General features: G+C 67.7%; 20 protein-coding genes. 14 read left to right on the top strand and 6 right to left on the bottom strand.

Annotated elements, in window-relative coordinates:
• Positions 1–9 precede the first annotated feature (9 nt).
• From ACIBAE_RS21570 to ACIBAE_RS21560, 3 genes are all read left to right on the top strand, one after another.
• A complete protein-coding gene (locus ACIBAE_RS21570; protein ID WP_399287902.1) occupies positions 10–699 on the top strand; it encodes a response regulator in 690 nt (229 codons plus the stop codon).
• 83 nt (positions 700–782) lie between these two features.
• Positions 783–1169: an OB-fold nucleic acid binding domain-containing protein gene (locus ACIBAE_RS21565; protein WP_399287899.1), complete on the top strand. Its 387-nt coding sequence runs from the start codon at positions 783–785 to the stop codon at positions 1167–1169.
• A gap of 3 nt (positions 1170–1172) precedes the next feature.
• The gene (locus ACIBAE_RS21560) at positions 1173–2006 is read left to right on the top strand and encodes a DUF3159 domain-containing protein (protein WP_399287897.1); all 834 of its coding nucleotides are present in this window, start codon (positions 1173–1175) and stop codon (positions 2004–2006) included.
• 143 nt (positions 2007–2149) lie between these two features.
• Here ACIBAE_RS21560 and ACIBAE_RS21555 read toward each other — a convergent pair whose 3' ends face one another.
• Positions 2150–2833 (bottom strand): potassium channel family protein, encoded by a 684-nt coding sequence (locus ACIBAE_RS21555; RefSeq protein ID WP_399287894.1) that lies wholly within the window; start codon positions 2831–2833, stop codon positions 2150–2152.
• Complete coding sequence (locus ACIBAE_RS21550; protein WP_399287892.1) at positions 2833–3501, bottom strand: potassium channel family protein; 669 nt, start codon at positions 3499–3501, stop codon at positions 2833–2835. Before ACIBAE_RS21550 ends, ACIBAE_RS21555 begins: the two co-directional genes overlap by 1 nt.
• Positions 3502–3738: 237 nt before the next feature.
• Here ACIBAE_RS21550 and ACIBAE_RS21545 point away from each other — a divergent pair, with 237 nt between their 5' ends.
• Complete coding sequence (locus tag ACIBAE_RS21545) at positions 3739–5823, top strand: APC family permease (protein WP_399287889.1); 2085 nt, start codon at positions 3739–3741, stop codon at positions 5821–5823.
• A gap of 95 nt (positions 5824–5918) precedes the next feature.
• Complete coding sequence (locus ACIBAE_RS21540) at positions 5919–7247, top strand: class I SAM-dependent RNA methyltransferase (RefSeq protein WP_399287887.1); 1329 nt, start codon at positions 5919–5921, stop codon at positions 7245–7247.
• Between the two features lie 226 nt (positions 7248–7473).
• On the opposite strand, the gene ACIBAE_RS21535 is transcribed toward ACIBAE_RS21540, so the two are convergent.
• From ACIBAE_RS21535 to ACIBAE_RS21525, 3 genes are all read right to left on the bottom strand, one after another.
• Positions 7474–8862, bottom strand: coding sequence for a hypothetical protein (locus ACIBAE_RS21535; protein ID WP_399287885.1), 1389 nt, complete (start codon positions 8860–8862; stop codon positions 7474–7476).
• A 271-nt stretch (positions 8863–9133) separates the two neighbouring features.
• Complete coding sequence (locus tag ACIBAE_RS21530) at positions 9134–9616, bottom strand: hypothetical protein (protein WP_399287882.1); 483 nt, start codon at positions 9614–9616, stop codon at positions 9134–9136.
• A gap of 83 nt (positions 9617–9699) precedes the next feature.
• Positions 9700–10029, bottom strand: a complete 330-nt coding sequence (locus ACIBAE_RS21525; RefSeq protein ID WP_399287879.1) for a PadR family transcriptional regulator — start codon at positions 10027–10029, stop codon at positions 9700–9702.
• Between the two features lie 144 nt (positions 10030–10173).
• Here ACIBAE_RS21525 and ACIBAE_RS21520 point away from each other — a divergent pair, with 144 nt between their 5' ends.
• Positions 10174–10383 carry a hypothetical protein gene (locus tag ACIBAE_RS21520; protein WP_399287876.1) on the top strand — a complete coding sequence of 70 codons (210 nt, stop codon included), beginning with the start codon at positions 10174–10176 and terminating at the stop codon, positions 10381–10383.
• Positions 10384–10870: 487 nt separating this feature from the next.
• Here ACIBAE_RS21520 and ACIBAE_RS21515 read toward each other — a convergent pair whose 3' ends face one another.
• A complete protein-coding gene (locus tag ACIBAE_RS21515; protein ID WP_399287873.1) occupies positions 10871–10996 on the bottom strand; it encodes a hypothetical protein in 126 nt (41 codons plus the stop codon).
• Positions 10997–11321: 325 nt separating this feature from the next.
• Between ACIBAE_RS21515 and ACIBAE_RS21510 the strand changes: the two genes are divergently transcribed.
• The 8 genes from ACIBAE_RS21510 to ACIBAE_RS21475 all read left to right on the top strand — a co-directional run bounded on the left by ACIBAE_RS21510 (position 11322) and on the right by ACIBAE_RS21475 (position 23339).
• On the top strand, positions 11322–13382 hold the full coding sequence (locus ACIBAE_RS21510) for a GNAT family N-acetyltransferase (protein ID WP_399287871.1): 2061 nt from the start codon (positions 11322–11324) through the stop codon (positions 13380–13382).
• On the top strand, positions 13379–13858 hold the full coding sequence (locus ACIBAE_RS21505; RefSeq protein ID WP_346011158.1) for an ASCH domain-containing protein: 480 nt from the start codon (positions 13379–13381) through the stop codon (positions 13856–13858). The genes ACIBAE_RS21510 and ACIBAE_RS21505 overlap by 4 nt, the downstream gene beginning before the upstream one ends.
• Positions 13859–13957: 99 nt before the next feature.
• Complete coding sequence (locus ACIBAE_RS21500; RefSeq protein ID WP_069169202.1) at positions 13958–14287, top strand: trypco2 family protein; 330 nt, start codon at positions 13958–13960, stop codon at positions 14285–14287.
• A 209-nt stretch (positions 14288–14496) separates the two neighbouring features.
• Complete coding sequence (locus ACIBAE_RS21495) at positions 14497–17283, top strand: hypothetical protein (protein ID WP_399287866.1); 2787 nt, start codon at positions 14497–14499, stop codon at positions 17281–17283.
• A gap of 16 nt (positions 17284–17299) precedes the next feature.
• Positions 17300–17602: a hypothetical protein gene (locus ACIBAE_RS21490; protein ID WP_399287863.1), complete on the top strand. Its 303-nt coding sequence runs from the start codon at positions 17300–17302 to the stop codon at positions 17600–17602.
• A gap of 9 nt (positions 17603–17611) precedes the next feature.
• A complete protein-coding gene (locus ACIBAE_RS21485; RefSeq protein WP_399287860.1) occupies positions 17612–18871 on the top strand; it encodes a hypothetical protein in 1260 nt (419 codons plus the stop codon).
• Between the two features lie 618 nt (positions 18872–19489).
• Positions 19490–21547, top strand: coding sequence for an ATP-dependent nuclease (locus tag ACIBAE_RS21480; protein ID WP_399287857.1), 2058 nt, complete (start codon positions 19490–19492; stop codon positions 21545–21547).
• Positions 21435–23339 (top strand): UvrD-helicase domain-containing protein, encoded by a 1905-nt coding sequence (locus ACIBAE_RS21475; RefSeq protein ID WP_399287854.1) that lies wholly within the window; start codon positions 21435–21437, stop codon positions 23337–23339. The genes ACIBAE_RS21480 and ACIBAE_RS21475 overlap by 113 nt, the downstream gene beginning before the upstream one ends.
• Positions 23340–24211: the final 872 nt, after the last annotated feature.

The following is a 24211-nucleotide window of genomic DNA, read 5'->3' as shown; positions in this document are numbered from 1 at the left end:
CAGGCCCCCATGACCCGGGTGCTCGTGGTCGACGACGAGCCGCAGATCGTACGCGCCCTCGTGATCAACCTGAAGGCGCGCAAGTACGAGGTGGACGCGGCCGCCGACGGCGCGAGCGCCCTGGAACTGGCGGCGGCCCGGCACCCCGATGTCGTCGTGCTCGACCTCGGGCTGCCCGACATGGACGGCGTCGAGGTGATCAAGAGCCTGCGCGGCTGGACCCGCGTCCCGATCCTGGTGCTCTCCGCCCGCCACACCTCCGACGAGAAGGTCGAGGCACTGGACGCCGGCGCCGACGACTACGTCACCAAACCCTTCGGCATGGACGAACTGCTGGCCCGGCTGCGCGCGGCGGTCCGGCGGGCCGAGCCGGTCGGCGGGGAGGGCGACGACGCGACCGCGGTCGTCGAGACCGGCGGCTTCACCGTCGACCTGGCCGCCAAGAAGGTCCACCGGGAGGGCAGGGACGTACGGCTCACCCCGACCGAGTGGCATCTGCTGGAGGTGCTCGTCCGCAACACGGGCCGGCTGGTCAGCCAGAAGCAGCTCCTGCAGGAGGTCTGGGGGCCCTCGTACGGCACCGAGACCAACTATCTGCGGGTCTACATGGCCCAGCTGCGGCGCAAGCTGGAGGCCGATCCCTCGCACCCCAGACATTTCGTCACCGAGCCGGGCATGGGCTACCGCTTCGAGCGCTGATCCCGCACATCGCTCCGTGCGTTGATCCGGCGCATGGCTCCGTGCGTTGATCCGGCACCCGCCCGCCCCGGTACGCTTCACGTATGAGTGCTGAGAAGCCGTCCGGCCGCTTCCGCCGGATGCTCGACCGGCTGTCCAGCTCCCAGGAGGATCTGGAGTGCGAAGAGCTGCGGGTGGACGCCCAGGCGTCCGGGTGCACGCGGATCTCCGACTGCGACGACCGCCAGATAGTCCGGGTGACTGGTACGTTGCGGACGGTCACGCTGCGTCCTCGGGCCGGCGTGCCCGCGCTGGAGGCGGAGCTGTTCGACGGCACCGCGCCGCTGGACGTGGTGTGGCTGGGCCGGCGCTCCATCACGGGCATAGAACCCGGCCGCAGACTGATCGCCTCCGGCCGGATCTCCTTGAGCCACGGCCGCCGGGTGCTGTTCAATCCCAAATACGAACTCCGACCGCTCGGACAGGAATAGCCGGTGACGTCACCCGACAAGCCCGTCGTCTCGACCGCATCACCCGCCTCGCCGCCCCCCGCCGCCGAGGCGACCCGGGCCCAGCAGGACAGTGAGGCGAAAGCCGTCACCGAGGCGGCCCTTTTCGAGGCGTTCGGCGGCCTGCGCGGCATGGTGGAGACAGTCCTCCCCGGCCTGCTCTTCGTCACGATCTTCACGATCAACAAGGACCTGCACACCTCGGCGATCGCGGCCCTGGCCGTCTCGCTGCTCCTCGTGGTGGTCCGGCTGATCCGCCGGGACACCGTCAAGCACGCCTTCAGCGGGGTCTTCGGGGTCGCCTTCGGTGTCGTCTTCGCGATGATGACGGGCAACGCCAAGGACTTCTATCTGCCCGGCATGGTCTACACGCTGGGGCTCGCGGTCGCCTATCTCGTCACGACGATGGCGGGTGTGCCGCTGATCGGCCTGATCCTCGGCCCGGTCTTCAAGGAGAACCTCTCCTGGCGCACCCGTAACCCCGGCCGCAAGAAGGCGTACGCCAAGTCCAGCTGGGCCTGGGGGCTGATCCTCCTCGCCAAGTGCGCGATCCTCTTCCCGCTCTACTGGTGGGCCGACACCGCGCAGCTCGGGTGGGTGCTGATCGCGCTCAAGATCCCGCCGTTCCTGCTGGCCGTCTATCTGACGTGGGTCTTCCTGGCGAAGGCGCCGCCGCCGATCGACGTCTTCGCCGAGATGGAGGCGGAGGAGCAGGCCGAGAAGGACCGCAAGGCCGCCGCCTCGGCCGCGACCGCCGTCCCCGTCGAGCCGGGGGAGGCCGGGGACCGGCCGGCGCCCCGCCACCGCCGGGAGGCGTGAGGCCTCCCCGTACGGGAAGGCGTGAGGCCTCCCCGTACGGGAAGTACGCGCGGACCTACGAACACGGTTCGTTACGTGGTGGGGCCCGGCACCTCCGAGGTGCCGGGCCCCACCACGTACCGCCCCGGCTGACGCTCAGCCGCTCAGCCCAGCGTGTCCGCGTCCCCGCGGCGCACCGACAGCAGGTCCTCCAGCTGTTCCTCGCGCGCCTGGGCCGCCACGAACAGCAGCTCGTCGCCCGCCTCCAGCGTCTCCTCCGCGTGCGGCGTGAGCACGCGCGTGCCACGGATGATCGTGACCAGCGAGGTGTCCTCGGGCCAGGTCACATCGCCGACCTGCGTACCGGCCACGGCCGACTCGGGCGGCAGCGTCAGCTCGACCAGGTTGGCGTCGCCATGGCTGAAGCGCAGCAGCCGGACGAGATCGCCCACGCTCACCGCCTCCTCGACCAGCGCCGACATCAGACGCGGCGTGGAGACCGCGACATCGACGCCCCAGGACTCGTTGAACAGCCACTCGTTCTTGGGATTGTTGACCCGGGCCACCACGCGCGGAACGCCGTACTCGGTCTTGGCGAGCAGCGAGACGACCAGATTGACCTTGTCGTCACCGGTCGCGGCGATCACGACGTTGCAGCGCTGGAGCGCCGCCTCGTCGAGCGAGGTGATCTCACAGGCGTCGGCCAGCAGCCACTCGGCCCGCGGGACCCGCTCCACCGAGATCGCCGTCGGCGCCTTGTCGACCAGCAGGACCTCGTGCCCGTTCTCCAGCAGCTCGCCCGCGATGGAGCGGCCCACCGCACCCGCCCCGGCAATCGCGACACGCATCAGTTCCCGCCTCCGTCCGGGCCCTCGGCGAATGCCGCCTCGACCTTCTCGATGTCGTCCGTACGCATCATCACGTGGACGAGGTCGCCCTCCTGCAGCACCGTCTGGGACGTCGGCAGTACGGCCTCGCCCAGCCGGGTCAGGAACGCGACGCGGACGCCCGTCTCCTCCTGCAGCGTGCTGATCTTGTGGCCGATCCAGCTCTCCGAGGTGTGCACCTCGGCCAGCTGCACCCCACCGCTCGGGTCCCGCCACAGCGGTTCGGCGCCGGACGGCAGCAGCCGGCGCATCATCTGGTCGGCGGTCCAGCGGACCGTGGCCACGGTCGGGATGCCCAGACGCTGGTAGACCTCGGCACGGCGCGGGTCGTAGATACGGGCCGCGACGTTCTCGACACCGAACATCTCACGGGCCACCCGGGCCGCGATGATGTTGGAGTTGTCGCCGCTGCTGACCGCCGCGAAGGCCCCGGCCTCCTCGATCCCCGCCTCACGGAGGGTGTCCTGGTCGAACCCGACACCGTTGACGCGGCGACCGCCGAATCCCGAACCGAGCCGGCGGAACGCCGTCGGGTCCTGGTCGATGACGGCGACGGTGTGCCCCTTCTGTTCCAGGTTCTGCGCGAGTGCGGCTCCCACGCGGCCGCAGCCCATGATGACGATGTGCACGCCGCTTACCCCGCACTCCTGGTCGCCAAGCTGACCTGCGAAAACACGTGTTCACTCTTCCTTCTCGACGGGCCGGGCACCAAGCGGGACACCGTCTGCGGCCGTCCCCTGGGTCGAGCTTATGCGGCAAGGGTCCTGATGCCGTCATCCCCTCGGGCGTATGGGATCCGTATGACTCCGGGCCGACGGGGGCGGTTGGCCGGGTCGCCCACTGTCCGTAGGCATACGATCCTCTCCGTGTCCAAACTGACCGATGTGCCCAAGCGGATCCTGATCGGAAGGGCGCTGCGCAGCGACAGGCTGGGGGAGACCCTCCTCCCCAAGCGCGTCGCGCTGCCCGTCTTCGCCTCCGACCCGCTGTCCTCGGTCGCGTACGCGCCGGGAGAAGTCCTCCTGGTGCTGTCCATCGCGGGGGTCTCGGCCTACCACTTCAGCCCGTGGATCGCCCTCGCCGTCGTCGTCCTGATGTTCACGGTCGTCGCGTCCTACCGGCAGAACGTGCACGCCTACCCGAGCGGCGGCGGCGACTACGAGGTCGCCACCACCAACCTCGGGCCCAGGGCCGGCCTCACCGTCGCCAGCGCGCTGCTCGTCGACTACATCCTGACCGTGGCCGTGTCGATCTCCTCGGGGGTGGAGAACCTCGGCTCGGCGATCCCGTTCGTCATCGAGAACAAGGTTCTCTGCGCCATCGCGATCATCGTCCTGCTGACGGTGATGAACCTGCGCGGCGTACGGGAGTCGGGCAAGCTCTTCGCGATCCCGACGTACGTCTTCGTCAGCGGGGTCTTCATCATGATCGCCTGGGGCGCGTTCCGCGGACTCGTCCTCGGGGAGACCATGAGAGCCCCGACGGCCGACTTCCACATCAAGGCCGAGCACCAGGGCCTGGCCGGCTTCGCGCTGATCTTCCTGCTGCTGCGGGCGTTCTCCTCCGGCTGCGCCGCGCTGACCGGGGTCGAGGCGATCAGCAACGGTGTCCCCGCCTTCCGCAAGCCGAAGAGCAAGAACGCCGCGACGACGCTCGCCCTGATGGGCGGCCTCGCCGTCGTCATGTTCTGCGGCATCGTCGGCCTCGCGCTGGCCACCAAGGTGCGGATGGCCGAGAACCCGCCCGTCGACCTGATCCACAACGGCGCCCCGGTCGGCTCCGGCTACGTCCAGAACCCGGTGATCTCGCAGGTCGCGGCCGCCGTCTTCGGCTCCGGCACCTTCTTCTTCGTACTCCTCGCCGCGGCCACCGCGCTCGTCCTGTTCCTCGCCGCGAACACCGCGTACAACGGCTTCCCGCTGCTCGGCTCGATCCTCGCCCAGGACCGCTACCTGCCACGCCAGCTGCACACCCGCGGCGACCGGCTGGCCTTCTCCAACGGCATCGTGCTGCTGGCCGGCGCCGCCGCGCTGCTGGTCGGGGTGTACGGCGCGGACTCCACCCGGCTGATCCAGCTCTACATCGTCGGGGTCTTCGTCTCCTTCACACTCAGCCAGACCGGCATGGTCCGGCACTGGAACCGCCACCTGCGGACCGAGAGGAACGTGGCCAAGCGCCGCCACATGATGCGCTCCCGGGCCATCAACGCCTTCGGCGCCTTCTTCACGGGCCTGGTCCTGGTCGTCGTCCTGGCCACCAAGTTCAGCCACGGCGCCTGGGTGGCCCTGCTCGGCATGCTGATCTTCTACGTGACGATGACCGCGATCCGGGGGCACTACGACCGGGTCGCCGAGGAGATCGCCGCGGCGGAAGGCCCGTCCGACGAAAGCCTCCGGCCCTCCCGCGTGCACTCCATCGTGCTCGTCTCCAAACTCCACAAGCCCACCATGCGCGCCCTCGGGTACGCCAAGCTGATGCGCTCCGACACCCTGGAGGCGCTCTCCATCAGCGTCGACCCCGTCGAGACGAAGCAACTGCGGGACGAGTGGGAGGAGCGCGGCATCAACGTGCCGCTGAAGATCCTCGACTCGCCGTACCGCGAGATCACCCGGCCGATCATCGAGTACGTACGCGGCCTGCGCACCGAGAATCCGCGCGACGTGATCAGCGTCTACATCCCCGAATACGTGGTCGGCCGCTGGTACGAGCACCTGCTGCACAACCAGAGCGCCCTGCGGCTCAAGGGGCGGCTGCTCTTCACACCGGGTGTGATGGTGACCTCGGTGCCGTACCAGCTGCGCTCCTCCGAGCTGGCGCGCAAGCGGGCCAGGTACCGCCCCGCCTACAACGCCCCCGGGGCGGTACGGCGCGGCCCCGTCGACGCACGGCCCGCCCGGCCCCAGCCGCCCGTACAGCCACCGCGGCCCAAGGATCCGGGCGCCGGCGACTGAGCGGCACACGAGGTGGCGGCCGGACGGGTGACGCGCACGTAGACTGGTGGGCTGCACCCCGGCCGTACCCTTTGATCTTTTGGAGCCACCCCCTCATGCACACAGAACCGCAGGCTTCACTGATCGGGGAGGAGTACGAGGTCGAGGTCGGGCCCGTCGCACACGGCGGGCACTGCGTCGCCCGTACCGACGGGGGCCGGGTGCTCTTCGTACGGCACGCGCTGCCCGGCGAGAAGGTACGCGTCCGGGTGACCGAGGGCGACGAGGACTCCCGCTACCTCCGCGCCGACGCGATCGAGATCCTCGACGCGTCGAAGGACCGCGTCGAGGCGCCCTGCGCGTTCGCGGGCCCCGGCAAGTGCGGCGGCTGCGACTGGCAGCACGCCAAGCCCGGCGCCCAGCGCCGCCTCAAGGGCGAGGTCATCGCCGAGCAGCTCCAGCGGCTCGCGGGCCTCACGCCCGAGGAGGCCGGCTGGGACGGCACCGTCATCCCCGCCCCCGGCGACAAGCTCCCGGCGGGCGAGGTCCCGGCCTGGCGCACCCGCGTCCAGTACGCGGTCGACGAGAACGGCCGGGCCGGACTGCGCCGCCACCGCTCGCACGACATCGAGCCCGTCGACCACTGCATGATCGCCTCCGAAGGCGTCAGCGAACTGGGCGTGGAGCGCCGCGAGTGGCCGCAGATCGCCACGGTCGAAGCCATCGCCGCGTCGGGCTCCGGCGACCGCCAGGTGGTCCTGACCCCGCGCGCCGGCGGCCGGCTCCCGCTGGTCGAGCTGGACAAGCCGGTCTCCGTCCTGCGGGTGGAGGAGCACGACGGGGGAGTCCACCGCGTGCACGGCCGCGCCTTCGTCCGCGAGCGCGCCGACGGCCGCACGTACCGCGTCGGCATGGGCGGCTTCTGGCAGGTACACCCCACGGCCCCCCAACTGCTGGTCGAGACCGTGATGCAGGGCCTGATGCCGAGGAAGGGCGAGACCGCGCTCGACCTCTACTGCGGAGTCGGCCTGTTCGCCGGGGCGATCGCCGAGCGCGTCGGCGAGACCGGCGCGGTGCTGGGCATCGAGTCCGGAAAGCGCGCCGTCGAGGACGCCCGCCACAACCTGCAGGACATGCCCCGTGTCCGCGTCGAACAGGGCAAGGTCGACCAGGTGCTGCCGCGCACCCACATCACCGAGACCGACCTGATCGTCCTGGACCCGCCCCGCGCTGGCGCCGGCAAGCAGGTCGTCAAGCACCTCGCGAGCCTCGGCGCCCGCCGCATCGCGTACGTCGCCTGCGACCCGGCGGCCCTGGCCCGGGACCTGGCGTACTTCCGCGAGGGCGGCTACAAGCCGCGCACGCTGCGGGCCTTCGACCTGTTCCCGATGACGCACCACGTGGAGTGCGTCGCGATCCTGGAGCCTGCCGCAAAGGGCGTCTGACCTGCGGTTTCGCCGAGTGTGCGTTATGTGCGCTGTGGGCGTTACGGGCGATATCTTGACGCATGTTCGACGCACGTGACGCACGCCTGACGCACGTTTGACGCACGTCCTGATGAGGCGTCAGGTAATAATTACTGCAGGTGACGGTGTGTCGAGTACGGCTTGAGGGGGCTCCCTCTTTACCGCCTCTTGGTGAATCCGTGCTCGATATCGCCTGCTTTAAGGCTCAGTAGGAACGGGGTCCGTAAGGGCTCCAGTGGCCGAGGAAAGGCTTGAGGTCGTCGCCGCTGGGCTTGGGTGGGGTGGGCAGCTTCGGCGCTGCGGTGGACTCGGTGAGGTGCTGGAGCCGGGCGTTCGTGAAGGCGAGCCACGCCTCGATCTCTGTTCTTTCCTGTCCGGGTGGCAGCGATGTGGCGTGGTCGCGTACTGCTGTGACGTATTCGGTCAGGCGCTTGGTCTGGTGCCAGGCGTCTGCTTGTTCTTCGAGGTGCTTGACGCGATAGGCGTAGACGTATGCGGTGCGCGCTTCCTCCATGGCGGTTTCCCAGCGCCTCTGCTGGGCTTCCCTGGCCTGCTGGTCTGCAAGGCGTTTGTGTTCTGCGGCTTTGCCGCGGAGGTCGACTTCTTGTGCGATTTCGGCGAGTTGGTCTTCTAGTGGCCGGTCGGGGGCATCGGCCCATTCGCTCGCACGGTGCGGGCTGCCGCCGCGGAGGATGAAGCGCAGGCGGTTTGAGGGGGTGTAGTCGAAGCGGGCGATGCGCATCCATGAGTGCTTCTTGGTGTCGGCGAGTTCCTTGCCGGTGGGGATGTGTTCGCTGCGGTCCTGTTCTTGAAGGACGAGGAATCCGACGCTTTCGCCTTGGGCGGTGATGGTGAAGTGCGGTGGTGCGCTGCGGCGACGATGGGGTGGGGGAGCGCCTTGCGTGGTTCCGAGTGCTGCCTTATGGCCTTGTGACTCGGTGGCGATGATGAGGGCCTGGATGATGCGCAGGGCTCGGCCTTGGATGGAGTTGGTGAGCCCCATGGGCTGCGGCCGTTGTTGGAGGGCGGCCACGAGGGAGTGGGGTTTGGTGAGTCTGGCCGGAACGGGGAGCGGGGTGAGTTCGGCGAGGCGCCAGGCGGGGATGTCGACGAGTCTGATTTCGTAGCCGCGGTGGGTGCGGTAGGCGTAGAGCTCTTGTGTGCGCGGGATCTTGCCGGACTTGCGGGCGGTGTTCACCCGTGATGTCCAATTCACTGCGTGCGGTCCGGTTTCGATGGGCTTGATGAGGCAGCCGTCGTTCGCGGCCAGTTCTTCGAGGAGTTGGTCTGTGTAGTTCGTACGGGCCCTGGGCGCGTTCCTGGGGCGTGGCGGTGCCGGCTCGCGGCTGGGCTGCGCGGGTGGTGCAGCGTTCTGCTCGACGGGGCAGATGCCGCGGTCGGTGAGATGCTGCCGCCCTCTGCCGGTGAGGTTGGCACTCCAATGACCCCGGCGTTTGGTGATTCTGATGAGTCCGCGACTCTGCAGTGCCTGAGCGCTGACCTTGAAAGTGCTGTCCGGCCAGACTCCGTCGGGACACCCCTGGCCCACCCAATCGAGCACGGTCTGCTGCCGCTCGTTGAGGTCCCCGTGCACGTCGTCCTCCCGCGGTTCCCCGGGCATGCTGCCTCAGAGGAAACGCCCCTCGCTTCCGCAGAAATTCCGGGGATCATGAGAGGATCTTCGTTCGAATGAGACGTGCCGCACCGCTGCTTACAGCGACGTGCACACGGTCACAAATCAGGACCAGCCGCAAGAGAACGGTCAGGGATTCGCGGCTGGGCACGGCGCGATCTTTGCTTGTCCAAGTGTGAGGAGCCCGTTCCCAGGCGCTGGATAATTCCGCTTGCGTCCCCGGCTACCCGACTTAGGCCACCAGCTTGCCGAAAAGCTCACGAAGACGGAGAAACGCACCGGACTTGACGGCCGCGCGCATCACCTCGCGAGCAAACCGGTTAGCCTCCGCCGGCGCCATGGCCGCCATCTCTGCCGCCCACTCCTGTCGATAGCGCTCCCGCTCCCCCCGAGGTACAAAGTGGAGCGCAAAGTTGACATAGCGCTGCGCAACTCGAAGGGCCTGAAACTCCGCGGATCGCCGCCGATCGGCCGTGCGTATCGACGCAGTCATGTCGAGCATTCTGCACCTCATGAGCCAGTCGAAGCCCTCGGAGCTGAGCCCAGGAAGGCGAAGACGGTCTAGCTCGTCGCGGGTCTCGGCGGCCGTGGGCTGCCGACCATGGCGCTTCGAGGCGTCATTTAACGCCTCATCGAAGTAGGCGAAGATCAACCGCGCGGACGGGCCTTTGGCGATATCCTTCTTCTCCCTCGCCGCCTGCTCAACGATGCCCACGGCAGTTCCGGGGCGGCCGCGGCCGCGCGGGCTACGGCGCTCACCGTGACCGACCAGGTAATCCCTAGCACCAGGCATGTTCGTCACGCGAGCCCGCCCTCGGGTCGCAGGGTTGCGCTGGCCGACCGCCTGCGACCCTGCGCTTTCGCGAGCGCTAGAGGCACGTCCTGCGCCCCTTTCTCACTCAGCCGGTAATAGCGGCGCGGCGGGCGCCCCTCGGCATGCTTGTCGATGTCTTCCCAGCGACTCTCCAGCCACCCGTACTGCTCCAAGCGGATCAGGATCGGATAGATGGAACCCGGGGCCAGCCCTGCGGCCTCGCTCACTTCCAGCCCATAGTGCTCGTCCGCCGGCCTCGCCATGAACGCCGCAAGAACCGCCCGGGTGGGCATCGTCATCCTCGGTTCACCCATACCGCAACTCTACATAGGTATGCAAAGAAAGACCTACCCCTATGTAGAGATAGACACAGCCCCCTATGAGTAGTAAGACTATGTGGCACGGCCGTTCGGTGCGCCGCCAGGGTGGCTGCGACCCCTGCCGGGATTGGGTAGGTCATGACCGTCTGGTCGATCGTCCTTCTGGTTTGCGCCGTCGGCGTGCTGATTTCACTCATCGTGGGCGGCGTCGCCGCCGCGCTGCCGGACGCCTCCGTGAACCACTGGTCGGACCGGTGCCGCCGAGGGTTCCGGGCGTTTGTCACCACGATGACGCTCTACATCGCGTTCGTGCTGATGGTGGTGGCGGTCCGCGCGGCGCTCGTCTGATCGCAGGAAGTCCCCCTCGGTGTATCCGACAGAGGCTTTTGCGGCCGGGCGAGCTCGGCTACCCCTGCCAGCAGGCCGCTGCTGCGACCGGCGGCGACGTCTCGGCCTTCTTGATGATGTCCGCCAGGACAGGCCGGCCTTGAAGCGGTGCCCGATCCGTTCCTCCAAGGCGGCCAACCGGGCGGCTGGCGCCGGTTGGAGCTGGGCGGCGCGGACGAGCGCCGACCGGGACGCCAACACGTAGAACCCGCAGGAGAGGTTCGGCATCCCGGCGGCGTAGGCGGGGTGGATGCGTAGCCCGGAGGGCCGTACGGCCGCCCATGCGTCGGCGGTCGACCAGGTGTGGACCGGCAGCCAGGTGTCGACGTGGCGCAGCGTGTTCGACGCGCCCCACCCGGTCTTCGCGTGCTTCGGGACGGGCAGGGCCGCGCGCTTGGTGGTCGTCGGTGATGGCCCGGCGCGGCGGGCAGTACGAGCAGGGGCAGGTTTACTCGATGTCGTGGGCGAAGGCGAGGAGCCGCCTACGGGCCGGGGACTCGTCCGCGCGCAGGCCCATGACGTTCAGGATGTGCACCCGGACCTGGTGCCCTTCGGCGTGCACGTCCGACTTCAAGCGGGGCCCGGTCCGGCGATTCTGCCCATGGCGACCGCCGGGGTGCGCGTGGCGTACGTTCCGAGGCCATCCGCGTTGGCTCGCGTGGTGCGGAGGCGATGGCCGCTCTGTAGCAAGTCATGGGCTGCCGTGACGAGTAACCGACGGTCCCGGTCAAGCCGCCGCCAGGCACACCCCCAACACCGCCGCCCATCCACTCGAACGAAACAAGAGCAGACAGATTCCCGCCAGTCAGCCAGTTTTGATCAATCAGTGGCTCGCCACCAATGCTGTTGGGCAGTATGCCGTCCTGGGGCATTGTCGGTTGAAGGACCGGAGGGGGAACATGGCGATCAGAGTGTTGCCGGTGTCTGCGGAGCAGTCGGAGCTGCTGGACGCGATCATCGCTTTGGGCGACCGCTACACGAAGTACCTGGGGCTGCTGACGCCGCCTGCCTACCGTAAGCACGCCGAGGACGACGGCCTGCTGGTGGCCCTGGATGGCGAGGAGGTGGTCGGCTACGCGCTCTTCGGGCTTCCCAAGCGGAGTCTGCATGTGCGGCTGGCTCACTTGTGCGTTGCAGAGGAACACCGAGGCAAGGGTGTCGCCCGTGAGCTGATCGAGGCGATCCGCGCGCGGCACGCCCATAGACTCGGTATCCGTGCGAAGTGCCGGCGCGACTACGGGCTCAGCAGCATGTGGACGGCGCTGGGCTTTGTCCCCAGAGGAGAGAGCCTGGGGCGGGGCAAGGATCAGGAAACGCTAGACACTTGGTGGCTCGACCTGGGGCACGAGGACCTGTTCACCGAGGCCCAGAGCGATGCGCTGCTGGTGGTGACCGTGGACCACGGCGTGTTCGCCGGGCTGCGCGGTACGGGGACGGAACGCGCTGTTGAGGAGTCGCGTGCTCTCGAAGCGGGATGGCTTGCCGACTTGATCGAGCTCGCTTTCACTCCGCAGCTTCTGCACGACGTGCGTGATGTCGAGGAGCGTGAGGCGCGTACCCATCAGCGTGCGGGGCTTGCGGAGCTGCGCTCCCTGTCTCCTGACAGTGCTGCCGTGACCATCCGCTTGGAGGAGCTGGTTGCGGCAGCGGGGAAGGAGATGCCTGGTGTTCCTCTCGATGGTCGGCAGCGTGCCCGCTTGCGCTACGTGGCCGAAACGTCGTGTGCCGGACTCCAGGTACTGGTGACACGCGATCCTGCACTGGCGGCTCTGGCAGACATCGCCTTGGACATCGCAGGAGTCAAGGTCGTCTCCCCGGCGGTGGTCACGCTGCATGTGGACGAACTGCGCCAGGCCCAGGTGTACCGTCCAGCCGATCTCATGGGCACTACCTTCTCCGCCGAGGAGATTGCGCCGGGCGGTGAAGGAGAGTTGGTCGGCTTCTTCGAGCAGGCCGAAGGTGACCGTGGAACGGCCTTCGCGGAACGGCTGAAGAGTCTCGCCGATGACGGGGTGGTGTGGCGCAGGGAGCTGCTCCGGGACGGAGTGGGGCATCCGGTAGCCCTCTACGTCTGGGCCATGGACGGCCGCACGCTCAACGTCGCGTTCCTCCGCACGGCATCGCACCGGCTGGAGGAGACTCTTGCACGGCAACTGCTGTTCATGCTCAAGCGGCTCGGCCGAGAACGAGGGGCGCAGGCGATCCGCATCACCGATCCGTTTCTGTCGCCGGCAGCGGTGTTGGCGGCCGGTGCCGACGGCTTCACCGAGGACGAGAGCGGCTTCACCGTACTGCTGGTCGACGTCTGCGGATCTGTCGAGGCCGTGTCGCGGAAGGCGGCGGAGATCGCGGGACGCATGAGACGGTCGGCTCCTCGGCTGGATGAAAGCGTGTCGCCGGAGGTCGCGAGCATGGCCGAGCGGGTGTGGTGGCCGGCCAAGCTGATCAACACCGCCCTGCCCTCCTTCATCGCGCCCATCAAGCCGCGATGGTCTGCGGAGCTCTTCGACGTTCCGGCCATGCTTGTTCCCCGGGACGACGTCCTGGGCATCAGCCGCGAGCACGTCTACTACCGTTCGTCCGGTCGTCGGGGAGAGAGCGTTCCCGCCAGGATCCTCTGGTACGTCAGTGAAGGGACTGCCGGGCAGCAGGGCAAGATGATCATCGGCTGCTCGCGCCTCGACGAGGTGGTCATCGACGACCCCGAGACCCTCTTCTCGCGATTCGAACACCTGGGCGTATATGGTCATGCCGAAGTGCGTGACGCAGCCGACGGGTCCGGGAAGGCCATGGCGTTGAGATTTTCGGACACGGAGATCTTTCCCGTCCAGGTGACGCATGCACGAATGACCGCGTTGGCCAAGGGGCTGGGACTACGGTGGGTACCGCCGATGCAGCTGTCGAAGATCAGCAACACACTGTTCCAGGCCATGTACGAAGAGGGGCACCGAAAGACGTGAGTGATCCGGAGCGCGCGATGCTGCTGTCTGTCCACCCTCGGTTTGCCACGGCGATCCTGGCTGGGACCAAGACGGTCGAGGTTCGCCGGCAGCGCGTCGCCGCCTCACCGGGAACTCCTGTGCTCCTGTATGCGACCGCGCCCACGATGGCCATTGTGGGCATGGCGCGGATCTCTTCCGTGCAGGTGGCCTCGCCGCGGGAAGTCTGGTCGGCCAACCGCAGGAGCGCTGGGATCAGTCGGCGTGAGTACGACGAGTACATGAGTGGAGCGACCCAGGCCAGCGGTCTGTCACTCGAAGAACCGATCACCTTCGAGGCCCCGGTACCGCTGGCCGCGCTGCGAGCCTCGGGATCGTTCCATCCGCCCCAGAGCTACCGGTACTTGACCGGTGAAGACCTCCGGAAGGTCGCTCAGGCGGCACCCGTGACCGGTGCGGCCCTTCAAGGTGCACTGAACGACCTGACACCGGCCTAGGTGAGGAACCAGGTGCTTTCAACAGGCTGACCCTGTACTTCCGCTGCCGGACACTGCCCGGCAAACTAGCTCTCCGTAACGGAGAACCTAGGGGGAATCATGGAGTTGGAGCCCACCGAACTGTCCGATGCGATCAAGGCGGTGCGTGGGGGCCTGGCCGCCGCGCAACAGGATGGGGACGGGTCACCGGTCCGGTTCACGGTCAAGGAGATCGTGCTGGACCTGGGAATCGAGCTGCGGCACACCGCGTCGGCCAGCGGCGGAGTAAAGGCGTTCGTGGTCTCCGCAGACGCCAAGGGAGAGCGGGCGAAGACAGCCACGCACCGCATGACGGTCACTTTGGCGGTGACTCCTGATGGCGATGGCAGCGATCTGCTGATCGGTGACCTGGGCGGAGGCCGCGGCGGACCGGTGGACGGTCTGCGGTAGGGGGCGGCGTGAGGGCGGGGGCAGCGGCTCGGCGGACCGTTGAAGTCACCAACTATGACAAGGACTCCTATGGGACCGGCTGCCTGATCGCGCCGGGCCTGGTTCTCACCGCCTACCACGTAGCCTGGCCCGGGGAGGGCGCTGTCGGCGTTCGGGACACCGCGAGCTCTGACTTCACCGAGGCGGTGGTGGTGTGGGAGGACACCGAGTTGGACGCGGTGCTGCTGACGGCGGACAGTGCACTGGTTGGAGCGAACCTGGGTGTCGTGCGCTGGGGCGAGCTGGTCTGTGACTACCCGGAGCGTCGCCCCGTGTGCTCGATGTCGGGGTTCCCCAAGGCGATGCGCCGTCGGGCCTCCTCTGGCGCCTCCAAGCAGTACATCGACGACCTGAAGACGGTGGAGGGCATCATCGCTCCCCACACCGGATCCCGCTCAAGGCTGTACGGTCTCGAAGTCGACGGCACTCTGCCGACCGAGGTGAAAAACTGGCAGGGACTGTCCGGCGCCGGGGTCTTTTGTAACAGTGTGCTGATCGGCCTCGTCCGCCTCGTCGACCGGCAGTGGGACCGGACCCTCATGGTGGTGCCCCTCTCGCATCTGCTGGCCGCCGACGGCTTCATCCCTGCAGTCGCTGCCCACACCGGCATGACCCCGAGCCTCCAGCCCGCCGACCTCCGGCCTCTGATGGACAACGCCCCCGATCCTCAGCTGTCCTCCACCTACCTGCTCGATCCACGCTCCCAGGTCACCGAACTCACCGGCGTCAATGGACTTGTCCGGCAGATCGAGCAGTGGTGCAAAGGCCCGGACCACCTTGACGTCGCCGCCGTGACCGGGTTGGGAGGCACGGGAAAATCCCGGCTTCTCATCGAGGTCCTGCACCGGCTTACCACAGGTGCAGGCGATCAGCGGCCGTGGAGTGGAGGGTTCCTCGCCGATCACCCCAGCCACACGGACTACCAGGTTCTTGCCGCGGCCAACTACCCGCTGCTCCTGGCCGTCGACCTTGCAGAGGCCCGCCTGCCTCAGATCCGCGATCTCATGGCGGCCTTGGCTGTCTCCCACGACGGTGCCGCAGTCAGGGTTCTGCTACTGGCCCGTGCACACGACACCTGGTGGCCGGCGCTGCGTCGGCACCTGCGCACCCGGAGCGTCGGCCCCATCGGACATGCCTTCACCCTTACACCCGACAATGCGCTGGACGGCCACACGGCGGAGGACATCTACGTAGAGGCGAAGGCGGCCTTCGCTCGCCGGATCCGTCTGCTCCGGAAGGCCGGACACGGCGACGGCACTTGGCCGGACCGTGTCGTCGCCGACGCACCGCGCTGCTACGGAGCCGACGTCGAGCACAGTACCCGGCAACCGGTCATCTACCTCCACATCGCCGCACTCGCCGACGTGCTGGCCCACGCCAACCCCGAGTTCGCCCTTAGCGATCACCCCATGGAGGTTCTGCTCGCCAACGAGGTGGAGTACGTACGGCGCGTCGCCGAAGCCCGCCTTCCTGCAGGTACCGCCGACGACAAACTGCTTCGCTCCCTGATCACCGCCCAGTTCCTCGCCGGAGCACGAACCGCGCAAGAGGGCCGCGCCGCCATCCGGGCCGGCTTCGACACCCACCACCGCGGCTACGGGGCCACCGCCCCTCCCGATGCCCGCCAGCTGGCCGCACTCGACGACGTCCTGACCGCCGCCTACCCGGCCACCGACGGAGCCCACTGGGGAGCCGTCGGTGAACCGCTCGCCGCCGCCTGGCTCGCCGAAGTCGAGGCCGACAGCGGCGAGGAGTTCATCGAAGCCTTCCTCCAGCACGACGCCCTGGCGATCGGCCAACGCCACCAGACACTCAGCACCGTCGCCCGCACCGCCAAGGACCAGCCCGGGCTCTCTGCCGGTGCCCACCGGGCCGTCGCCGCCGACCTCGAACGTCTCCTGCCGCTCGCTGTCCAGACCGTCACCACTGAACTCAGCACCGGCCACGCCCGCCAGTGGCTCAGCGACCTCGAACACGCCGTCGCCGACCGGGCTGCCGATCCGGATTGCGACCCCGACATCAACCAGTGGGCCACCAGCCTTATCAGCGAGGCCCAAGCCTGTACCGCCGACGACAGGGACCTGCAGGAACTGATCGGCGCCCCTCTCCCCCCGGAGGACGACGCCCCGCAACAGCCGACCCCGGACACGCCCGCCAGTGATGCCCACCCTGTCCTCGTCAAACCACAGGTCGGCCGACTCACCCGGATCGTCATCACTTTGCTGGGCCTCTGCCACCTGGTACTTGTCGCGGCCGTCCCCTCCGCCGTCGCTCTCACCACCAGCACCGAGGAGGACGGTTGGGTGATGTGGCTCCTGGTTCCCTTCAACGTGGGGATGCACCTGACCATCGCGAGCGTCTTCGGCAGCCGCCGACCTGGAACCTCTGCGATCTCCTGGACCGCACCGCTGTTCACGATCGCGTCGACGACCCTCTCTGGCCTCATGCTCAGCCAAAGCTGGACCCCGGGCTGGTTCCTGTGGCCGGTCCTTTTCGCCCTCGGCCTGACATCCCTGACCTACGCCTGGCGCATCTCGTTCGGCCAGCTTCAGAACATCACACAGCCGACCACACCACGTGCGGACAAGTTCACCACCTCGCCCGGTGAGCCCTCGATGCCGTCGGCGCCGGAGGCGCTGGGCCGCATGAACATGCGCTGGGAGTTGCTGCGACGCCGGGTCTACGGAGACGGCCGCGGCCTCCCCGGCACGGTCCCAGTGCCGTGGCGGACCTACGCCGCGCTCACCGGCGGGCCGTTGGACGGGCTGCTTCTGGACATCACGGACTGGACGAAGGACGAGATCGACAATGGCGCGGCCCTGGTTGCCGAACGCGGGCGATTCCCCGGCGGCCGCACACTGTATGCCCCCGACCCCGAGGGACCACGAGCACCGGCCCCCGGCGTGACGTGCTGCTTCCACCACACCGGTGATACGCCCCCTGAACAGGGCCCGTGAGATCGCCCGCGACGAGATGAACCTCGAGCAGCTGTACCTCGCTGCCCGGGCAGGGTCGGGCTCGAAGACTTCTACGGCCGTCTCGGCTGGAAGGAGATCGGACGATGGCTCGACGCCCTTCGGCTCGCGCGACTGGCGGAGTCAGGTGGTCAACAGTTGCCAGCAGATGGTTGGGCCGTTGCCGCCGTCGGGGCAAGTCCGTACGCAGTACGGCACGGTCACGCACATCAAGGATGAGGCGGTGCTCGCTGTGGTCATCACCCTCGTTGGCGGCGGCTTTCATCGAAAGAGCTTGGCCGCCCTGGTTCGGGACGTCTAGCTTGGCACCATGATCTCCCGCTACTACCTCAAGTGCCCCGGATGTGCAGAGGTGTTCGACGCCCGCCTCGGTGTGGAGCCGACCCGCGGAACGCGCTTCTACCTGCCGTGCCCGCACTGCGGACTATCGATCCGGGGCTCGATGTCGGGCACTGAGCTCGAAAACCACCGTATCGCCATCGAGTGCGAGGTGCTGAGCGACTCCGCGCCAGAGTCGCCTGATAGACGCGTAGTGACCATCAATCCGTTCGTGCCGTCGCGCTACGACGCCGACACGTTCACGCCGATGGGGTCTTTCCCGACGGTGACGCTCCTCCAAGCCCTCGGCGACCACGCCCTCGCGGAGTTCCAGTCCGAACGCCATTCGGCGCTCGAAGCAGGCCGCGATCAATGGCCCACGGTCCGCATGTTGTTCCAGTACTACCTCCAGGGCAACACTGCGATGTTCGTTCGCATCGCGCAGCAGCAGCTCGGACTCGCATGGGAACCGAGCACGAGCCATGAGCGGACGACCGTCGCTTACCAGGCTATGGGCGCAGTGACGACGGTCATCACAGGGACCACGGGGACCAGCAGCGCCAACGTGATCGGCCGTTTCTCGCGCAAGCACTTCGCAGCGATGAAACGACACAAGGATCACCTCGCAACCTTCCGGCGTCGAGGACAGTCCTCGGCGGCTCTGGAACGAGATGTCTTCACCGAGCTCAACCGTTTCGTAGAACATCACGAGACCTGGGAGATGGGGCTCCTGGGGAGGTTCTTCGGCCCGGGCGGCAAGAATGCCTTCGACGACCTTGTCCTCTACCGCGACGAGTTCTCGATGGTAAGGGATCTTTACCAGCACGGATTCGAGCTCGCGTGCAAGTGCCTGTGGCCGCTTGTTGCAGCACAGAACACGGTGAAGCGCGGAAGCCCGGACGACTTCGGAGCCGCCCACCCCGACCGCGTACCCCAGAACAAGCGCCCCAGGAACCTCGACAAGTTCGACAAGCTGCCGAATGCCTTCAAGATCGCATATGTGGCACAGGTGCCGGGTTGGGAGCCATTCGAGAGCTTGCTCAACAACCGTCGCCGGAACACGATCGGGCACGCGACAGCACATCACGACCTCCAGACAGGCCGCGTCGTCAGCGATGAGAGCCCCTCAGGGATGACGTATCTCGAGTTCCTCGGCGAGGTCCTCGGTGTCTTCGAAGCGCTCTCGACCCTTGCCCAGGTGCTCAGGGCCAGTCGTGTTGCCTCCTCGCCGGACTTCGGCCCTTTCGAATGACGACACCGAGATACACGGGCACGTGCGACAGATGGCCGGGCACCGTCTCAGCCAGCGAGCCGGTTCCTCCCCCGGGCGCAACGGGCGGGCCCCGAGACGCTCGAGGCGGCGGACGACCCCGCTGCTGCCCGCCTCCCGGCCGGTGATCTTGGCCTTCGACCGATCGGGAGCGCGCGAGTTCGCCGATTCCTGGATGCGGTCGTGCTCCAACCCGCGCGCAGATGGCAGCATTGGCAGGCCCCGCACGTGAGTTCGCCGCTCTGGCATGATGCAGCCGGCCGGCGTGCCCTCCATCGCCCTGACCCGCTGCGACCGGGACTTCCTGTTCAGCCAGCTGCGCTTGACCACCGCCGTACTCGACTACCTCTGCCGAGCCGCGAAGGAACCGGCCATCCCGCATGGTGAGGAACGGGTCCGATACTACGAACTCGCCGCGACCGACGCCGACGCCCCGCCCGACTGCCTCGCGCTGGGTGGTCGACGTACCGCCGGGTCTCCGCGAGCTACGTTGTCGTCGCCGGAGGTGCACTCATGTCATCGGCGCCCACCGCTCTGCCGGAATCCTTCTGGGCGGGGCCAGCGGAGAGCGTAGGATTCCGGGAATATTGATCAAGGGTCGTGCCGCCTGGGGGCTCCGTCTCGGAGAAAAGGGTACCGCGGCCCCTGCCGGCGGGGGACTGTGTGTACTTGGCGCATCTGCGGGTCGAGAACTTCCGGGTCTTCGGACCCGCAGCGCAGGGCGATGGCGAGCGGGGTGATGCGCTGAGCCTTTCCTTCACGGCCGGGACGAATGTGCTCGTGGGGGAGAATGACAGCGGGAAGACGGCGATCGTCGACGCGATCCGGCTGTGCCTGCAGTCCGCAGCATCGGATTACTACCGGGTCTCCCAGGACGACTTCCACCTCGGGAAGGACGGGAGGGCGGAGACCTTCACCATCGGGTGCGCCTTTACCGACCTGTCGACCGAGGAGCAGGCGGTCTTCCTGGAACTGCTCACCCACGACCGCGACGGCACCGCCTGGTTGTGTGTCACGTTCAAGGCCCAGCGGATGGATCCGCTGCGCAACCGGGTCTCGGTCACCACCCGGACCGGACCGGACGGCAATGGCCCCGCCCTGGACGGCGCTGCTCGCGAACTCCTGCGCGCCACCTACCTGCGCCCCCTTCGCGATGCAGAGGCGGAACTGCGCTCGGGCCGCGGGTCGCGGCTGTCCCAGATCCTCGCCGGCTACCCGGCGATGAAGGACCAGGACGTCGACGACTTCGACCCGACCGGTGATGAACCCCCGTCGACTCTGCGGGGAATTCTGCGGCGGGCTGAGTGCGATATCCGCGACAACAAGGCTGTCGCGGAGGTGAGTGAGGACATCAACTCGGCTTACTTGCAGCGGTTCGCGATCGGTGACGACGTCTTGCGCGCCAAGATCAGCGTTGCCACGGACGCGACGCTGGTCCGCGCGCTGGAGCGGCTGGAACTGAATCTCTTCACAGCATCCGACGAGTGGACGCGCCGCGGACTCGGTTACAACAACGCCCTATTCATGGCCGCGGAGCTGCTCCTGCTGGGCAAGAACGAACTGGCTCCCCTGCTGCTGATCGAGGAGCCCGAGGCGCACCTCCACCCCCAGCTGCAGACCCGGATCATGGACCTGCTGCGGGACAAGGCGCGGAGGCCGCAGGAAGGTGACAGGGCGCCTGTGCAGGTCATCCTCACCACCCACAGCCCCAACCTCGCCTCCTCGACGCCGGTCGAGTGTCTGACCCTGGTGGCCCGGGGACGTACGTTTCCGCTCCGGCGCGGTATGACGCGCCTGACCGAGGAGGACTACGCGTTCCTGACCCGCTTCCTGGACGTCACCAAGGCGAACATGTTCTTCGCCCGGGGGCTGGCGATGGTCGAGGGAGACGCCGAGGCGATCTTCCTGCCCGCGCTCGCCGACGCCCTGGGCATGCCCTTCAACGAACACGGGATCAGCGTGGTCAACGTCGGCCACGTCGGCCTGTTCCGTTACAGCCGGGTCTTCCAGCGCGACGGTGAACAGATCCCGGTCCGCGTGGCCTGTATCCGCGACCGTGACCTCGTGCCCGCCAGCACTCCCAAGGATATGAGGGGCAAGCTCGCGCGCTGGACCGATATGACGGAGGAGGAGATCTCCGCGTACGTCACGAAGCTCACCACCGGCGACGACGGCCCGGTGGAGACGTTCGTGTCCGACTGGTGGACGTTGGAGTACGACCTCGCGGTCACGTCCTGGACCATGGCCAGGCTGATGTACCGCGCGGTCAAGTTGGCATCCGCGGCCGCACGGTCCTGGCCGGACGCCGACAAGACGGAGAAGGCCATCGCACGGGCCGACCGGGTTGTCGACACGTGGATAGGTCAGGGCCTTTCCCTGGAAGAGGCCGCCCTGAAGGTCTACCGGCCGCTCAAGCTGGACAACGTCAGTAAGCCGATCACTGCACAGTTCGCCGCCCAGTTGCTCGCCTCGACGCCGCTGGTTCGCAGCGACGTCCCCCCTACCTGCTTGATGCCTTCACGTACCTGTGCGGCGAGGTGGCCCCGTGACCCGCACCTACCTGCCCGATGCCTTCGCCACGGACAAGGTGGAGGCCATGGTGAAACTCCTGGGGCTGGACCCGCTCGGTGTCGAGCAGTGGGACTTTCTGCAGAGTGAGAGCACGCAGGACCTTCAGGCCGCCCCGGGGTCGGGCAAGACGACCTTGATCGGGCTCAAGCTCGCGCTGATGGCCGACGCGTGGACCTCTCCGACCCGCGGGGTGTGCGTGCTGTCGCACACCAATACGGCCAAGAACGAGATTGCCGACCGGGTGGGCCTTCTCGCCGCAGGGCGCAGCCTGCTGCGCTATCCGCACTTCATCGGCACCATCCAGTCCTTCGTGCACACCTTCCTCGGGCTGCCGGCCGTGCGGGACAGGAAAGTGGAGGTCCGGTCCGTCGACGACGCGGCGTTCGAGACCGCAGCGCTCCGGCTCCTGCAGCGCCCCGAATACTCCACCCTGCGAGGCTATGTGGGACGCCAGCACGAGGGCACCTCCATCGTCACCGGGGCGACGTTCATCTACCGGAAGGGCGAACTCGCGGTCAGAGGCGCGGTCAGGGATCTGCCCTTCGGCGCCCAGTCTCCCAGCGGAAAGCAACTGGACCACCTCAAACGGACTCTGGCACGCTGGGGCATCTTCCGTTTCCAGGACATGTATGCCATCGCCCAGGAGTATCTCGCCCGGCACCCGGGTATCGCCGCCGCGGTCGCCACGCGCTTCCCGTTCGTTCTCCTCGACGAAACGCAGGACACCAGCGCCACCCAGCACGAGCTGCTGGACCTCGTGTTCGCTTCCCCATCCACCGTCGTGCAGCGGGTGGGCGATACCAACCAGGGCATCTACAGCGACGCGGCCTCCGTAGAAGGGCCCGCCTCTCTGTTCCCGCTGCCGGGGGCCCCGGAGCTGCCGGTCAGCCGCCGCTTCGGGCCGCAGATCGCGGCCGTGGCCAGCCGCCTGGCCGTCCGGCGGCCCCAGCAGGTCCGCGGTGCCGGCCCCGACGGCCAGGTGGCGGTTCTGCTGTTCGACGAGACCACGGTGTCCGACGTCGTACCGACCTTCGAGCGCATGGCCGCTGTGACCGTCCCCGAGGACGTCCTGGTGCGGCGCCCACCGCGTGTACTGGGTGCGCGACAGAACCCGAAAACCTCACCCGCCTACCCGCAGTCGATCACTTGCTTCCTGCCCGGATACACCCCGACCAGCCGCCCGACGTCTCACCGCACCCTGATCGGAGCAGCCCGCGCGGCAAGCGCCCGGTGGAAATCAGGCCCGGAGAGCCACGAAGCGGCCACCGAGTTGTGGAACGCCGTGCGCGCGTCCGTCTCGTCGCCAACCGACGACGGGCTCCCGGCACTCGGCCGCCTGGAGAGGTCAATGGCGACAACCGGAGGCAGGGTGCGGATCCTGCTGCGTGAACTCCTCCTCAACGCGTACGAGTTCGACGGAGCGAGCTGGGGAGAGGCCACCGAGCAGCTGGCCGTCCAACTGAAGCTTCTCAACGGCTGCCAACTACGCGTGCCTGCATTGGAATTCACCACCGCTGCTACGGAAGGTGCGGCTCTCGGGCCCGCTCCCGCGGCCGTCGCCGCAGTGCCGGCGGCGCGGGCCGTACCCGGGACCATCCAGAGCGCGAAAGGCGAGACCCACGCGGCAACACTGATCCTGGAGTGCCTGGAGAAGACAGGCAAGAAGTTCGACGTAACCGAGGCGCTGCGCATAGTCGCCGAAGGGAGCGACCCGCTGCGGGAACTGAAGAGCGTCCAGGCAGCCGTGCAGCTCGTCTTCGTCGCCGCGACACGCCCTACCCACCTTCTGGTGCTCGCCGCCCACCGCGACCGCAGCAAAAAGTACGCAGACGCGATGACCGACGCTGGCTGGGATATCCGCGACCTCACCGAGCGCTGAGCCTTAGCCAACTTGAATTCGCAGGTCAAGGGGCTGCTGTGGTCGATCATCGGATGCTCGTGCTGGTCATGGGTGGGAGCCTCGTTGGAGGTCGGGTGCTGCGTGCTTTTCCGCGCCCAGTCGGGCTCCTGCCGTCGATGCGGACCAAGGCGAGGGGGTTCTCGGCGGCGGTTTGCCAGGCGTCAGCTTCCAGCACGCCGCGATCTGGTCGGTGTTGGGGCCGGTGGCGACGACGGCGCTCGCGTGGACGGAGTGGGTATCGAGCAGAACCCGGGCGTCGAGTGCGGGGCTGCGGCCTGATCCAGCTGCGTGCAGTCGTACCGGCCTGGGAAGCTGCTGCCGCCGACTTGAGCCCCAAAGGCCGCTGGAGTGCGATGAGCGGACCGGTTTCGTGAAGGACTGCCTGGCGCCTAACGTTTGAATGGCACGCCGGGTGCCTCGTGCGTCAAGAAGCCGCACGTAATGCACACAGCGCACGCAACGCACGCGAGCGTTATGTCTAAAATGTCCTTCGTTGGGCTCTGACCTGCGGTTACTTCCACGCGTTTGCGCTCCACGTGTTTCGCGATGACGCACCATGTGGAGTGTGTCGCGATCCTTGAGCCCGTTGGAAAGGGCCTCTGACCTGCAGGTTCGGGCAGTGCGCTGTGTGCGTTGTGGGCGATATCTTGACGCACGTTTGACGCACGCCGCCGTTGATGCCTGACGAGTCGTCAGGTACGGAAGGGCGCGTCCCACAGCAGATCGTGATCTTGCTCTGGGAGGTGCCCTTTCCGCTAGCCTCGCGCTTTCATGAAGCGGGGCGTCCGATGGGTGGTCAGGTAAGCGAAAAGTGCCTCTGACCAGCAAGAATGAGGATTGTCGAGGTCCTT

Source organism: Streptomyces sp. NPDC051569 (assembly GCF_044454085.1).
Lineage (GTDB): Bacteria > Actinomycetota > Actinomycetes > Streptomycetales > Streptomycetaceae > Streptomyces.
Note: the sequence above shows the minus strand (reverse complement) of the source record. Positions and strands in the feature narration are given on the sequence as shown.

Excerpts from the sequence above, each read along its gene's own strand:
- ACIBAE_RS21570 (WP_399287902.1), top strand. The coding sequence starts at position 10 with ATGACCCGGGTGCTCGTGGTCGACGACGAGCCGCAGATCGTACGCGCC.
- ACIBAE_RS21565 (WP_399287899.1), top strand. The coding sequence starts at position 783 with ATGAGTGCTGAGAAGCCGTCCGGCCGCTTCCGCCGGATGCTCGACCGG.
- ACIBAE_RS21555 (WP_399287894.1), bottom strand. The coding sequence starts at position 2,833 with ATGCGTGTCGCGATTGCCGGGGCGGGTGCGGTGGGCCGCTCCATCGCG.
- ACIBAE_RS21540 (WP_399287887.1), top strand. The coding sequence starts at position 5,919 with ATGCACACAGAACCGCAGGCTTCACTGATCGGGGAGGAGTACGAGGTC.
- ACIBAE_RS21525 (WP_399287879.1), bottom strand. The coding sequence starts at position 10,029 with ATGGGTGAACCGAGGATGACGATGCCCACCCGGGCGGTTCTTGCGGCG.
- ACIBAE_RS21520 (WP_399287876.1), top strand. The coding sequence starts at position 10,174 with ATGACCGTCTGGTCGATCGTCCTTCTGGTTTGCGCCGTCGGCGTGCTG.
- ACIBAE_RS21510 (WP_399287871.1), top strand. The coding sequence starts at position 11,322 with ATGGCGATCAGAGTGTTGCCGGTGTCTGCGGAGCAGTCGGAGCTGCTG.
- ACIBAE_RS21500 (WP_069169202.1), top strand. The coding sequence starts at position 13,958 with ATGGAGTTGGAGCCCACCGAACTGTCCGATGCGATCAAGGCGGTGCGT.
- ACIBAE_RS21490 (WP_399287863.1), top strand. The coding sequence starts at position 17,300 with ATGAACCTCGAGCAGCTGTACCTCGCTGCCCGGGCAGGGTCGGGCTCG.
- ACIBAE_RS21485 (WP_399287860.1), top strand. The coding sequence starts at position 17,612 with ATGATCTCCCGCTACTACCTCAAGTGCCCCGGATGTGCAGAGGTGTTC.